The following is a 14,431-nucleotide window of genomic DNA, read 5'->3' as shown; positions in this document are numbered from 1 at the left end:
CAGTGGCACCCCCACTTTCCATACATAGGACGGAAGCAGGCAAAACCATGAGTCGTCGCATCACCTTCGCACGAGCCAGCGGATTCACGCTCGTCGAATTGCTCGTCGTGATCGCCATCATCGGCGTCTTGGTGGCGCTGCTGTTGCCGGCCGTACAGGCGGCGCGCGAAGCGAGCCGTATGTCTTCTTGTCGCAACAACATCAAGCAGTTGTCGCTAGCGATGGCGATGCATGAAAGCGCCCATAATACGCTTCCCTCTGCGGGTTGGATGGGCGATTGGACCGGCGACCCCAATCGAGGGGCCGGCACGGGACAACCGGGCGGCTGGGTCTACAATATCTTGCCGTACATTGAGCAGAGCGCGATCCATCAAATCGGCAAGGGGATGACTGGAGTCGATCTTAAGAAGGAACTCGCGCGACGCGACGCGATGCCGATCGCGTTTCTCAACTGCCCCACGCGGCGTCCGTCGATCGCGTATCCCAATCCCACCCCGACCAACGTCGCCCTCAACGGACGCTACGCCGAGTTCCACGCCCGCTCCGACTACGCTGCGAACGGCGGCGATATTCGCGAACTAGAAACTTGGTGCAAGTTGCACGCCCCGAGAGACGAAAAACTCGCTCAGCAATCTTACTGGCGGCCGAACATCGATTGGCATAGCGGCATCGGTTACTGCGGGGCGATCATCCAGTTCCGCCACATCACTGACGGCACGTCGAACACCTACGCCGTCGGCGAGCGTTTTCTCGAACCCGAGGCTTCGCTCCGCGGCGAAGCGAAGGCGGATGATTGGCCGATGTATAACGGCTTTCAGGACGACCTGATGCGCAGCGTTTACTACGACCCGGCATTCCCCGATGACGCGCAAATTCCGAAGCCCGACGTCGATGGCGTAAAGGATTCGTACCGCTTCGGCAGTTCGCACCCGAGCGGCCTCAACATGGGGATGTGCGACGGTTCAGTGACGACGATCTCGTTCGACATCGATCCGGAAGTTCATCGCCGCAACGGGCACCGCTCCGACGAAGGAGGTGCACGGCAGCCGGACCACGACCCCAACCTGCCGTAGCGAAACTTCATACAATGCAAAAACGGCCGTCGCTGATCGAGACCAGCGACGGCCGTTTGGTTTGTCACTCAAGGCAGCGGGCGCCTTGCGTTACTTCGTGCAGTTGCCGCCGATGCAGGGGCAATCGCCCGATTCGGGGCACTCGCCGGTGCATTCGGGAGCGGTTTCAGCGGCGTCGATCGTCGTGCTGACGGGCGACTTGCTGCATTGGCCGCTCGGGCACTTCGCTGCCTTGCAACCGCCTTGGCTGCACTTGGCTGCGGGCTTTGCTTCCGTCGAAACCGGTTCAACGGCTGACGCGGGCACCACGCCCGCTTCGCTCTGCTCGCGAGCCTCAGTCTTCTTCAGTCCCGCGATCCGCATCTCTTGGATCAGCGTCGCAATTTTGTCATGATTCTTCTTCGTCTGAGCGATGACGAGCGAGCCGTTGCGCTCGAAGGGCCGAATCTGCGCACTCTCTTCGCCTTGCGAGTCCGCTAACCACGAGTCGCAGTCGACCGACGACTTGAGGTAGTCGACCAATAGGTCGGCGTCGAATTCCACGCCATCCGGGCGGACCTTCCAAACTTGCAGATCGGCCACTGGGTAAACTTGCACGACAATCGGTTCGTCAACCACGTCGGCCAGCAACTCTTCTTCGTACACGCGTTGCTGTTCACTCTCGAAAGCAGCGCGATGGACTTTCGCAGTTTCGACGGCCGGCGATTCGACCGCAGTCACCGTGACGACGGCGAAGACTTGGATGTCCTCGACGACTTCGGTGGTCGTTTCCTTCTCGCCGCCGACTACCGCGGGGGTCGTGCGGCGAACGGCTTGCACGCGTTGCTCGCAGGCGCTCGACAGCACGAACGGCGTGCCGAGTTCGGCCACCAGGCTCGAATCCCATTGATTGGCTGACAGGGCAGGGCACGGGGCAGGGCCGCAATTGCCGGTCACTTTGCTGATTTCAGAGCGGATATCGACTTGAACTTTGCCATTGCCGATGGTCTTCGCGAGCAGGTCGATCTTCGTGCCAAATTCTTTGAAGTGGGTCCGCCCGTCAGCGTCAGTCACGGGGAATTCGCCGCCGGTACGAAATCCCGCCATGCGGCCGCTGGGGCACACGATTGTTGGATTCGCAATGACTTTCGCCAAATTATTCTTCTGCAGCGACGTCAGGAAGTCGGGCGACTTCTCGATCGTCTCGTTCAAGTCGGTCACCATGTGCGGCGACGTGACGTCGAACGAGAACCCGAGCTTGCGGCACTTCGAAATGTTGACCTCCACTAGCTTGACGTTGACCGTCAGCTGTTCCGGCGTGCCAGCGCTCTGACGAAGTTCTTCGACTTCACGCTGCAATTCAGCGAGGGCGGCAAGCTTCGCATCGAGTTCGCTCTGCTTGGTTCCGCATTTTTCGATCTTGCAAACCTTCGTGCAGGTTGCGGCGGAGCTCGCTTGCGTGGTGCACTCAACGGCGACGCCGCTATCGCTCTGGCAACTATCGGCGGTGCACTTCTCGGCTGAACAGGCGAGCGTGCCGCAGGTTGATTCGCTGCACTCGGCGACGCATTCCTGACTGCACTCGCCGGCGCACTTCGCGGAGCACTCGCTGCCGCACGACTTCGTGCACGTCGAAACCTGCGTGCACTCTTCAGCCGCGACGGCGACTTCCACGGGCGTGCCGGGCCAAGTCTTCGAGGTGGTGATCGTGAACTCACCGCCGTTGAGGGTGAGGCAAGCTTCGACGGCGCACTTCAGGCCGTCGCAGACTTCGGTCGAGCAGGCAGCGCTGCATTCGCCGGCAGAGCAGTTGCCTTCGAAGCAGAACGATGTGTCGCACGGTTCAGCAGCGCTGACAACCGTCGAGCACTCGCTGCCGCACGACTTGCCGGAGCAGGCCGTCTTGCTGCAGGTCTTACCGCTGCATTCGCTCTTGTTCTTCGAGCAAGTTCCGCCGCTGCATGTGGCGGTGAATTCCTGCTTCGCAGCGTCGACGATCGCGCACTTCAGCGTCTCGCACATCGAGCCGACGCCGGCAGTCAAACTACAAGCGCCGTCGCCGCAGCTGCCCGCGGTGCATTGGCTGAGGTTGCACGCGCCGGCAGTGCAGGCCGTCTTGCTGCAGGCAGAACCTTTGCAAGCCGAGCCCGAGCACTTTTCGGCCGAGCACGCCGAGCACTTCTTCTTCTCGCAGCATTCTTCATCCTTGACGAGCGCGACCTTGAGTTCATCGCTCGCGGCCGACTTGTCGCACTTGCACGCGCTGCATTTCTCTGCACTGCACTTCGCATCTTGGCAGGTTGCCGCCGTACACTTTTCAACGGAGCATTCTCCGGTCGAGCATTTTTTCTTTTCGCAGCACTCTTCGTCTTTCACCACGGCGACTTTCAGATCGTCGCTGGTCGACTTTTGGCACTTGCACGCGGTGCACTCTTCGCCGCTGCATTCTTCGCAGCCGCAAGTTTCGGCGCTGCATTTTTCTGCGTTCGACGCCGTCGAGCACTTGCCCGACTTGTCACACTTGCCGTCAGGGCATTCGCCCTGCAGCGTCGTGCCGCAGCAAATCAGAATCGCCGCTGCTGCCAAGAAAACCTTCGCGACCATCGCAACGCCTCCAGTGCGTGAAATTATCGTAGGGCCGCTCGAGAGTGAGCGCGAGACCCATCACGGGCCGCGGACAGTACGCGGGTATGATGGCGGCGGTCAAGAGAAACCAGGCAGGCGCCAGCACCGCAGCAGCCGCGGGTCAACGACCCGCCGGAGCGGCGCTCAAACGATTTTAGTCGATGTTTCGCTGGCAATTCGTGCAATTACGACGAGTGATTACCGCTGGCATGAAGTCAGCGGCTCGCCTTTTCCATTGCGAACGCGAGCCTTGTTGCTATCGCCGGGGTTAGAAGGTGAACCTCGCGATAACACTCGCGCGGCTTCCCGCCCGCCTCCCGCCGACGCGCCCTACCCAAATGACCAATACTTCCCGTCGTGCCGCGTTCACCCTGGTCGAACTGCTGGTCGTCATTGCGATCATCGGCGTCCTCGTCGCGTTGATCTTGCCCGCGGTTCAGGCCGCGCGCGAAGCGGCCCGTCGCACGCAGTGCCAGAACAACCTCCGCCAGATCGGGCTCGCCTTGCAGCTTCACCACGATGCAAAGAGTCGTTTCCCCGCCGCCAGCCACGGCTCGACCGCTCACCCGTCGGGAACTGATCAATACGCCGTCTCGTGGGCGTTCGAGTTGCTGCCGTATATGGAACAGCAGGCGAGCTACGCCGCTCACAATCCTGCAGCCCGCGCTGACGACGACGTGAACAGCACGGCCATGCGGACGCCGGTGTCGGCCTTCTACTGCCCCACGCGTCGCGGCCCCGTTGCTGATCGCGACTTCGACAATGACGACGCCCCGTCGACGAAACGCGGCGTCGCGGCCGGCAGCGACTACGCCGCCAACTCGGGCACCAGCACGCAGCATGGCATGCCGGGGCGCGACGAATTCGATACGACCGAACTCGGCCCCATCTATGTGATGTCGAAAATTTCGGCCCGGCAGGTGACCGACGGGCTATCGATGACGTATGCAGTGGGCGAGAAGTACCTGCCGCCGATCGACGAGTCAGCCGATCCCGCGCTGCAACATGTGCGGCAGGGCGATGCGGCGATCTTCAGCGGCGACGCGCGGCACTCGATCGTCCGTCGCAGTTCCGCCGGCTTCCCAGAGAGCGAGACCGACGACTACCCCGGCAAGTTCGGCAGCCTCCACAACGGCGTCAGCCACTTCGCGTTCCTCGACGGCAGCGTGCACACGATTGAGCACTCGCTCGACGTGGCTACGCTGGTGATGCTGTCGGCCATCGGCGACGGCGGCGACGTGCCAGACGGGGTGTTTGCGGATTAGCGGGCCATGCGTCGATCAACGTCGAAAGAATGCGCCGCGGCGAGCGAGCATCGGCGCTACCGCTAGCGCCAGTAGCACAGCCGCAGCCGGTTCTGGGATGGCGACGGCGTTCGAGACGAAGATCCCTTCGGAACCATCGGTGAATCGTGCATGAAAAGCGATCTGCCCCCGATCATTCAGCGACCATTTTCGATCGCCGAACAAATCGACGTACGACACCATTCTAAGATCCGGATTCGAGGCGTCGTCGCTGACATCAAGCATGTCGCCTAGGCGGACGATCAGTTTCAAGTTCTGGTTGACGTCCTGAGCCCAAATCCCGGCATTATTCGACGAATCGACGCCCGGCCCGGCGAGTCGTGAATAGAACGCCGTTTGACCACGCTCGTTGAAAGCCAATCCCCAAAACGTTTGCAGGCCGGCAAACACAATCGACGGCCCTGTCCCTGGCGCCAGGTCGCCAGTCCTGGTGATTTTTTGCAGCCCATTGCCGCCGACATCACTGTAGACGCCGACTTGATTGGTTTCAGTGACTCCCGTCCCTTCGAGCGCTCCAATGAACGCAACCTGGCCCGCGTCATTGAACGACACCGAACCGGTTCCGCCGCTGGGGAGGTAGCCAAACACAACGCCCGGAAGGGCGCCTGGAACCTGCTGACCATCCCGCATGATGAGTTCCAAACCAGAACCGTTACGGTCGGACCAGATGGCGCCTCGGTTGTTGTCCATTCCGGCTTGAATCAGCGACTTCCCTGCATTGTTGATGTAAGTCGCCGAGAAATTCTTAAAAACGCGTCCTGGCAAGCCTGGAGCCGGGTCTCCGCCGCGTGCGAACAGTGAGAGACCGTTCGCATCGTATCGCCACAGCGAGTTTTCGTTGACCGCCGTGATTCCGCTTCCGGCAAGCCGTGCGCTAATGAAGCCTTCGCTGAAGTCGTTGATATCGGCGCTGCCGATGCCTTGAACGGTAATCCCCGCGCCAAGCGGCGTCACGCCGTCATTATAGATGGGTATTGCCACTTTTGCGGCGTCCTCGATCCATGGACCGATCGCATAGGGGGAAACGCCATCGCCCGTCACCATCGCGAGGAACGATGCATGCCCGAGCGAATTGATGCCACTCAGGGCGAGAACATATCCGACGTTCCGGTTCGACGGCCCCTTCGGCGCCGGCTCGTTCTGAAGGGCGATCAGTTGGAAACTACCATCTGCGAGGTTGCGTCCGACGATCGAGCGTGATGCGAGGGCTTCGTCTAGGACAAAGGTGGAGAAAACGGTCGCTGCATTGACTGCGTAAGCCCGCGTATAGCCGACGTCCGCGTAAGCGAGGTTAGGTTGCGCGGCGATCGGGGCGGCGCCCTCACGCGCGACCACTCGCAAACCCGCGCCGCCCACTTCGCTGAAGATCGCCGTGTCATCGCCGTCACTAACGCCAGCCCCTTGAAGGGTAGCAGGGAAAGCGGTCCAACCTTGGCTGGCGTTAATCGTTGCGTTCTGGAACGACTGGAACGTCACGCCGGCGCTTAACCCTGGGACTGGCTTGCCTGACAACGCCACCGTGCGCAACGTCCCAGAACCGTGTACGACGCCAGACCACGTCCAAGAGCCAACCATCGCGAGCATCAGTAGACCAATGCGCACACAATTTAGATGGCTCCCAATCCATCTTGGAGATGAATGGAAACGACAATCTCCGTTGGCCATTAGCGATCTCTTAGTATGTACTTCAGAGTTGCGACGCGAGTTATTCACGATCGCCAGGGTAGCCAAAGGCTAAAAAGAACGAAGGCGATCTGAATTGCATACTGTAAGAGCAGCCCGACGCCAATTCAAGCATTTTCAGAGAGTGGTTCTCGACGAGACGCCAAAACTGCTGTGATGCAGCGTTAGCAAATCGTCGGCCAGCGGACCTTGCATAGTCCCGCGGTCGGGAAATTAAATTGCCCGCGTCCCAATGAGTTCGCCCAGCGCCTCGCGGTGCACTTCCTCGCCCGCCTCGCGCATCACGCCCCACTTGCTTGCTTGCCAGATCTCGCCGGTCGTGCGGTCAAGCGCCGTTAGCCAGCCGTAGCGCCAGCAGGCGGTGTCGATGCAGGCGGCGAAGCCGAGGTCGAGAATTTCGCCGTTACGCTGTTCGGTATGGCCAACCGTCACGCGCTTGCCCGAGAAGTGGGGCCGAACCTCTTGCGGCTCGAACAGGGTCCACCGCAGTTCGTGCGGCGGCTGCTCGCTCATCGGGAGTTCGGGTAGGTAGTTCGCGTGAGTGAAGATGTCGTCGGCCGTCTCGTAGTACGGCACGCACGACTCGATGAGTTGCCAGTGAGCGTCGGGAATGTCTTTCAGCCGACCGGGAAAGTGATACGACGTCAGCGTCACCGCGCCGCCGCAGTTCATCCAGTAGTTGAGGTCGGCCTCGTTCGCGCGGGCTCGCAGCATCATCTCTTCGTGGTTCCCCTCGATGAGAACCACGCGGCACTGCTGCTGGAGCTTGAGAATGCGGTCGAGGACTTCCTTCGACTCGCGGCCATTGTCGATCATGTCGCCGAGCAGCACGATCTGGTCGGCGGCGGTCGGCGCGATCGCGTCGAGCACGGCGTCAAGCGCATGGACGCAGCCATGGACGTCGCCAATGGCGATCACCCGGCCTGTGGAAGAACTCATCGTTGCGCTGCCCCGGCTGCCGTTCTAGAGGTGAGACAAGGACGCCAGTTGGCGTCTGGTCTCTGTAGGATAGGCGGCGGCGCATGAAGACGCCATCGCTGCGCGAACGCGGCGATGGCGTGGTGGTCGATTGAGCTCGAAGAGTAGGCAGCATGGAGGCTGCATTGGACGGGTCGCTTAAGCGACCAGTCCGAAGTAGCGTGCGGTTTCCACTCCGTGGGCGAAACCTTACTTCACGACGCCAGCTTCGATGTAGATCGCTTGTTGAGCGCCTTGGCCTGCGGCCGCGGCGTCCATCGTCCCCATCGGGCTCACCACGTGGCCGCCCACTGGCACAACGGCGCTGGCTTGCTGAATGTAGCGCGACGGCTGCAACGACGCCGGAGCGGCGGACGGTTTTGCTTGGACGCTGCTGGGCTGAACCATCGCAGTGCGCGTCGGCGCGAGTGCCGGCGGCAGGGCCGGAGCAGCGACGACTGCTTGGCCGACCGGCGAGCGAATGCCCGACAGCCGTTGGAGCGCCGGCGGTAGCGCCGGCGGTGCGTCTTCGCCGCGGAGGTTCGGGCCGTCGAGCACCGGTTCGATATTGTCGACCGGTTGCACGACCTCGCTGCCCGCATGGCCTCCGGCCTGCTGAACGTACGGTAGTTGCACGAGCTCACCCGCCGCCGGATTGGTCATCGTTTGCGACAACCACGGCGGCGCCGGCGGCGCGGCGCCGAACGGATCAAGCATGTTGGACCCGCCACCTTCTGGTTGGGTGCCGGCAGGAGCCGGCTGACCAGCCGGGCCGATCGGCAATCCACCCGCAGGCGCGGGAGCTGGCCCGCCAACTGGCCCGGCAGGCGCCGGCGCGGCGTCCCCCGGTCCTGGCAGCGGCGGCAGACCAGGCAGGTTGCGGATGTCTTCATTAGGATCGGGAACAGGCCCCCCTTCAGCGGCCGGTTGCCCAGCGCGCTTCGGCCGTTCCCGAGTAATGGTTCCTTCCTGTGCGGGCGTTGGCGTCCGCGGACCGGTCATCGACTCCGCCTGCTCGTCCTTCTCTTCTTGCTTCTTCATTTCATCGGGAGTTACTCCCTTGGCATCGCCCGGGAACGTCCGCCACCGCGTTTGGTACCAGCCGTACGTGGGGATGTTCGGCACGCACACCCCGTCTGGTCCGCACGGCGGCGGCGTTTGCGGACGGCCTGCGCCATTCCCGACATGCCCGACGGCGCCAACGGGAGTCGCAAGACCGGCACTCCACAGAGCGCCAGCCAGGAGCAACGGCTTGGCGGCAGATTGAAGGTTCAACCGAGGAGACATGGCGTCGCTTCCTGTGGATCACGGAGAAAACGTTGAGCAGCGAGTTGCCGCTTCCCGTCAGACTCTCCGCTAGTCGATTGCCGTAGTGATGAGTTCAGTTCAAACAGTGCAGGGCTCAGAGCCTGTCGTCCCCTCGCGGGGCGGCAGCTTAGAACGTGTTGCCCAAGCCGAAGCGGACAATGCGGTTCAACATCGAGGTGCCGAGTGAGACGAAGCCGAAGATACGTTCAAACGGATTGAGCACCTTGTTGACGACCGTGTTGAAGTTCGTCAGGCGGTCTTGAGCGATAAACAACCGGTCGCCAGGCATGAGCTGGTAGTTCGTCGCGGTCGAGGCGCCCTGAGCAATGTCGTTCCACTGAATCGGCAAGATCTGTTCGCAGCCGACGCCGTTGGGGGCGGGGCGGGCAATCCACATCTTGGTCGAAGAGACCTGCGAAATACCGCCCAGGGCAGCCACGGCGTCGATCACCGTTTCATTGCCGGTGATCGGCTGCCGGGTGACGTCGTCGCCCAAACCGGCGCCTTGCGTGATGATGTAGTAGACCTTGCTGTTGTAGGCGAGCACGTCGACGAAGACTTCCGGAGCTTCCAAACGTTCGCCAAGCTTCAGCTCGATCGCGGCGCGGGCTTCTTCCAGAGTCATCCCCGCGACGTAAACCGAACCGTAAGTGCCTAGGTTGATGCGGCCATCCATCGCGACCAGATGCTGGCCGGTGATTGCCTGAGCACCCGCGGAGGCGACGAGCGACACGGAGACGTCGACGTCGGTAAGGACTTTCGACAGTTGGTCGCGTATTTCGTCTTCGGCTTCCTCGATCGTCTGACCGACGACGGCGATGCGCCCGTAGGTGGGACCGAGGTTGACGGTGCCGTCGGCGTCGACGTTGTACGTGTTATCGATCGGCTGTTCCGGGAAGGCGCCGATCACGCGGATCAGCAGCACGTCGAAGGTTTCAATGCGATGCGGCGACTTCGGCACGAGCTTGACGCCTTCGACCAATAGAATGTCCGGCGGTTCGATGACGTAGCGCGGGAGAGTGACTTTCTCAAGTTCGCGCGGCACGGGGCTCGTCGGCGGAGCCTCGGGCGCGGTCACCGGAATCGGGTTGCGGGGCTCCATGAACGCCGTGCAGCCGGTGAGGGCCGCCTGGTAGGCGATCAGCAGCCAAGCGATGCCGCGTCGAGTTCGGTGGCAAGCCATCATTGGTCGGTTCCCGCAAAGAAAAGATCGCTGGCGGCGACGGCTCCCGCGGTCGTCCACGCAAAGGACGAACCGCGGCACGGCGCCGCTTACGTGACAGTTACAATGCATATAATCGGAAGAGCTTCACACCGACTTTGCCCTCATTGGCGGAAATCTGGCAGGAAGTAGCGATTTTGCCGATTGCGGGGTGACAGCAGTGCCAGCAAAGAACGCCGAAACCACGATGAACGCGGATAAGAAGTGGGCGCTAAACGTCTTTCCTGTTCACCTGCGTCGCTCCGCGGTTCTATCTCAGCGACCGCGGCGACAGGTGAATCAGTCCCGAAATCGGAGCCGTCGCGCCGCTGCGAACGGCACGATCGGCGCGACCCACACCGCGTCGTAAGTCCCTTATATTTCAAGGGGATAACGAGCGAGAGCAGAGGCGCCGGAGATTTGACACTTCTGCAGAACCCGCGTATTTTGGGTTCTAGAGCGCGAACTTATTTTCGATGCAGTTCACGACCGGCGGGCGACGTTCGTCGCAAGGATGGGGCAAGTTTCCAGCCGGTTTTCGCGTCGATTGCGTCGCTCATTCTGAAGCCCGGACTTTCCAGCGGTCGCTGAGAAGTCTCCTTATTACACGAATCAATCCAGCGACATTTTGGCTATGAGCACCGCTGCTTCGCGAAACCTGAATCCCCGCGGCAATTTCAGCGAATTCGACTACGACGACGCACAGCCCCTGTCGTCGAGCGACGCCCAGACCGCCTGGATCACTTTCGGCGTCTTGGTAGTCGCGTTGGTCGCCGCTTACGAGAACATGCTCCGCTTCACCGCAACGTTCTGGGTGAAGGACATGTACTCGCACGGGTACATCATTCCGTTCTTCGCCGCGTACTTGTTTTGGATTCGCAAGCGGCCGCTGAAGGAAGCGGCCCCGCTGGAACGCTGGATTGGCGTCGGCGTGCTCGCCGCCAGCCTGGGACTTCGGGTTTTCTCGGCGTACTTCGACTTCAATAACTTCGAGCGGCTCAGCTTTATCTGTGCTTTGCTCGGCGTTTGCCTGATTATCGGCGGTAAATCGATGTTCCGCTGGGCGTGGCTGCCGATTGCGTTCCTGCTGTTCATGTACCCGCTGCCGTCGATCGTGGAAAACACGCTGCTGATGAAGTTGCAGACCTGGGCGTCGATTCTCAGCACTTGGACGCTGCAAACGCTCGGCGTCAGCGCTTCGCGGATGGGCAACACCATTTCGGTCGACACGCTGAAAGAACCGCTGGAAGTGGCCGAAGCGTGCAGCGGCCTGCGGATGCTGACGATCTTCCTAGCGATGAGCGTGGCTCTGGTCATGATCATTGATCGGCCCTGGTGGGATAAAGGGCTTATGCTGCTGAGCGCGATTCCGATTGCACTCGCTAGCAACGTCATCCGCATCGTCTCGACCGCGCTGCTGTACATCGCCTTCGGGCAAGACACCCCCTGGCTGAGCAATATCATTCACGATTGGGCCGGTCTGGCGATGATGCCAATCGGGTTGGGATTGTTGTGGATTGAATTGACCATCCTCTCGCACATTACTATCCCGATCGATGACGACGCTTTCGCCTCGTACGGAGCGGCGACCGCGTAGCACGGCTCGGGCGGAACGTTGCATTTGGGCAACTTCGCGTTGCCCGGAAACAACTGCCGACGTTCCCCAACACGCGAGAACTGGCTGATTTCCCGGAAGAGAATCGTTTTCGTCCTCAGTGGTCCGCCGATTGCTTCAGCGGTGAGGACGCAACGCAGTGACGCAAGCAAACGCCGCCGAACAATATTCCGGTTCGTGGCGTTGGTTGAATGACGGCTTTTCTGCATCGCCCCCGAATCTTCGCTCAACGTCGGTATCGTTTTTAGAGAGGCACTCGATGGCTAGAGATGGCGCAGATATTTCCGAGTCCGAGGTGATCTATCCTCCCGCCGCCGAGGCTTCGCCGTCGCGGGCCTTGGTCGCGTCGCCGGTCCCCAGCAACGTCCCGGCGACGTTCGGCGGTTTTGCCCCGCGCGGCCCGGAGATCCTCACCGGCGGGTTCAACCAAACCTGGATGACCCACTGCCTTCGCCGGCGGTGGCTCATGGCCATCCTGATGGGCCTCATCGTCGGCGCCGGCGCCGCGGGCGCGCTGTGGTGGGCCTTCCCAGAAACCTCGACCATCACGGCCTACTTGAAGGTCCGTTCGAAGCTCGGCAGCGACGTCTTCGACAATCAATCCGAGCGATTGACGCCGCAGGACGTGCAACGCCAAGCGATGAACCATCTCACGCTGCTCAAAAGTCCGCTCGTCCTCGACGCCGTGCTGCAGCAGGCCGACATCGCCAATCTCGACGCCGTTCGCGCTCACCAGGGCCAGGAAATCAACTGGCTCACCGACGAACTTCGCGTGACGTTCCCGGGCGACGGCGAAATTCTCGAAGTCCGTTACGCGGGCGAAGAGAACGCCGACCAGATGGTTAAGGTGGTCGACGCCGTCGTGAAGGCGTATCAGGAGAAGGTTCTGTTGCAGGATCGCCTGCTTTCAGCCAGCACGCAGGCGGACTTGCGTCAGGTGCTCAGCGACACGAACAAGCGGCTGGAAACGCGGCTCAACGACCTCAAAGAGCAATCCGCGAAAATGGGCACGCTGCGGGAAGACGTCGAAATTCCGCAGCTGATGAACGAGATCAAGAATCTCGAGAATCTCCTCGTGAAAGCGCAAGACGACAAGGTCAACCTGGAAGTCTTCAAGCAGCTCGCCGTTGAAGGCGCTAACAGCCGGACGCTCGTCGATCAGGCGGTCGCCATGGAGCTGGAGAAGGATCCTTCGATCAATATGTACAAGGAGAAGCTGTTCCAATTGCAGTCGGACCTGCAATCGAAGCTTTCGACTTCCAAGAATCCGGCTAGCTCGCAAATCAAACAGCTACGGGCCAATATCCAGCAGATCGAAGCCCAGATGGCTCAACAGCAAGCCGAAGCGGAGCGCGTGCTGCGAGACAAGATCTCGAAGATGCCCAACGAAGCGCTGCGGTCGGCCATCGTTGAGTACAACATTCGCTCGAAGTCGATCGAAACCAGCCTCGCCAAATACCAGAAAGACCTGGATGCGGCTCGCACCAAGCTCCTCGCTCTGGGTGTTCGCGACCCCCAACATGAAATGCTCGAAGCGAACATCGACAGTGAAAAGCTAATCGCCGGCAACCTGCAAGAGAGAGTTCTGCAGTGGCAAGTCATGAACGAAGCTCGCGAACGCCAAGAACGGGCGGGCGGCGTTTCCGATTTCGACAAAGTGACGGTCATGCAGAAGGCGACTCGTCTCCCCAGCGGTAACAAGCTGCAACGCGTGGCGATCGCCGGCATGGGCGGATTGGTCGCCATGGCGCTGACTTGCTACGGCGTCGCACTGCTCGACTTCCGCCATCGCCGCCTGAACGGCGCCGCTGACATCGACGAAGGTCTCGGCGTCCGCGTCCTCGGTATCCTGCCAACGACCTCGCTGAAGGCCCTCACCGGCTCCAGCCTCGTTGCCACGCAAGTCGCTGAAGCAATTGACAACGTTCGCGCCACGCTCATGCATGACGCCGCGGCCGTTGGCCGACAGGTGATCATGGTGACGAGTTCCGGGACGATGGAAGGCAACACGGTTGTCGCCAGCAGCCTCGCCTTGAGCTTTGCTCGGGCCGGACGCCGGACGCTGCTTGTTGACGGCGACCTGCGGGCGCCGGCTCTTCACAAGCTGTTCGGCATGCCGATCGAAGACGGCTTTAGCGAAGTCCTTCGCTCGGAAATCGACTTGGTCGATGCCATCAAGCCGACGAACAACGAAGGCCTGTACCTGCTGACTGCGGGCGTCTGCAACGCCGACGCAATCCACGCCTTGGCGACCGAACAGCCGCAAGCGATCTTCGAGAAGCTTCGCGACCAGTTCGATTTCATCGTCATCGACGCCCCGCCGGTCCTGGGCATCAGCGACGCCTTGTCGCTTGGCCAGTACATCGACGGAGCGATTCTCACCGTGCTGCGTGACCACAGCGAGATTCGCAAGGTCTATAAGGCGGTCGAGATGCTCAAGGGGATGGGGGTGCGGGTCCTCGGTTCGGTGGTCAATGGTGTGCCGCTGAAGGCCGACCGCCGCGTAGTTCGCCTCCACCAAACCGGCGCCTACAGCTCGGCTCCGCGGTTGACGGTCAAGAACGAGATTTAAAGCTCAGACGCCAACCGTCGCAGGATAATTTTCGAGGCGCCGAGTCGATTCAGTTCGACTCGGCGCCTTTTTTCGTTGCGATACGCTGCGAGATTTCTAGCCCCGGGCTCCGAA

General features: G+C 61.2%; 9 protein-coding genes. 4 read left to right on the top strand and 5 right to left on the bottom strand.

Going from position 1 to position 14,431, the window contains the following annotated elements; genetic code table 11:
• Positions 1-47: 47 nt before the first annotated feature.
• Entirely contained in the window at positions 48-1,073 is a 1,026-nt protein-coding gene (locus ACQY7R_RS21830) for a DUF1559 domain-containing protein (protein WP_428307665.1), read from the top strand.
• 90 nt (positions 1,074-1,163) lie between these two features.
• Here ACQY7R_RS21830 and ACQY7R_RS21825 read toward each other — a convergent pair whose 3' ends face one another.
• Positions 1,164-3,656, bottom strand: a complete 2,493-nt coding sequence (locus ACQY7R_RS21825) for a hypothetical protein (RefSeq protein WP_428307664.1) — start codon at positions 3,654-3,656, stop codon at positions 1,164-1,166.
• Positions 3,657-4,015: 359 nt separating this feature from the next.
• Between ACQY7R_RS21825 and ACQY7R_RS21820 the strand changes: the two genes are divergently transcribed.
• On the top strand, positions 4,016-4,942 hold the full coding sequence (locus ACQY7R_RS21820) for a DUF1559 domain-containing protein (RefSeq protein ID WP_428307663.1): 927 nt from the start codon (positions 4,016-4,018) through the stop codon (positions 4,940-4,942).
• Between the two features lie 15 nt (positions 4,943-4,957).
• Here ACQY7R_RS21820 and ACQY7R_RS21815 read toward each other — a convergent pair whose 3' ends face one another.
• The 4 genes from ACQY7R_RS21815 to ACQY7R_RS21800 all read right to left on the bottom strand — a co-directional run bounded on the left by ACQY7R_RS21815 (position 4,958) and on the right by ACQY7R_RS21800 (position 10,112).
• Complete coding sequence (locus ACQY7R_RS21815; protein ID WP_428307662.1) at positions 4,958-6,556, bottom strand: DUF7453 family protein; 1,599 nt, start codon at positions 6,554-6,556, stop codon at positions 4,958-4,960.
• Between the two features lie 321 nt (positions 6,557-6,877).
• On the bottom strand, positions 6,878-7,603 hold the full coding sequence (locus tag ACQY7R_RS21810) for a metallophosphoesterase family protein (protein ID WP_428307661.1): 726 nt from the start codon (positions 7,601-7,603) through the stop codon (positions 6,878-6,880).
• Between the two features lie 228 nt (positions 7,604-7,831).
• Positions 7,832-8,908, bottom strand: a complete 1,077-nt coding sequence (locus ACQY7R_RS21805; RefSeq protein ID WP_428307660.1) for a hypothetical protein — start codon at positions 8,906-8,908, stop codon at positions 7,832-7,834.
• A 148-nt stretch (positions 8,909-9,056) separates the two neighbouring features.
• Complete coding sequence (locus ACQY7R_RS21800; protein ID WP_428307659.1) at positions 9,057-10,112, bottom strand: polysaccharide biosynthesis/export family protein; 1,056 nt, start codon at positions 10,110-10,112, stop codon at positions 9,057-9,059.
• Between the two features lie 652 nt (positions 10,113-10,764).
• On the opposite strand from ACQY7R_RS21800, the gene ACQY7R_RS21795 reads away from it, so the two are divergent.
• Together ACQY7R_RS21795 and ACQY7R_RS21790 are read left to right on the top strand one after the other, a co-directional pair.
• Positions 10,765-11,727: an exosortase/archaeosortase family protein gene (locus ACQY7R_RS21795; protein ID WP_428307658.1), complete on the top strand. Its 963-nt coding sequence runs from the start codon at positions 10,765-10,767 to the stop codon at positions 11,725-11,727.
• 277 nt (positions 11,728-12,004) lie between these two features.
• Positions 12,005-14,317, top strand: coding sequence for a polysaccharide biosynthesis tyrosine autokinase (locus tag ACQY7R_RS21790; protein ID WP_428307657.1), 2,313 nt, complete (start codon positions 12,005-12,007; stop codon positions 14,315-14,317).
• Positions 14,318-14,431 lie beyond the last annotated feature (114 nt).

The sequence above is a fragment of the Lacipirellula sp. genome (genome assembly GCF_965279485.1).
In the GTDB taxonomy this organism is placed as follows: Bacteria; Planctomycetota; Planctomycetia; order Pirellulales; family Lacipirellulaceae; genus Lacipirellula.
The sequence above is the reverse complement of the archived record's forward strand: the minus strand, read 5'-3'. Positions and strand labels throughout refer to the sequence as shown.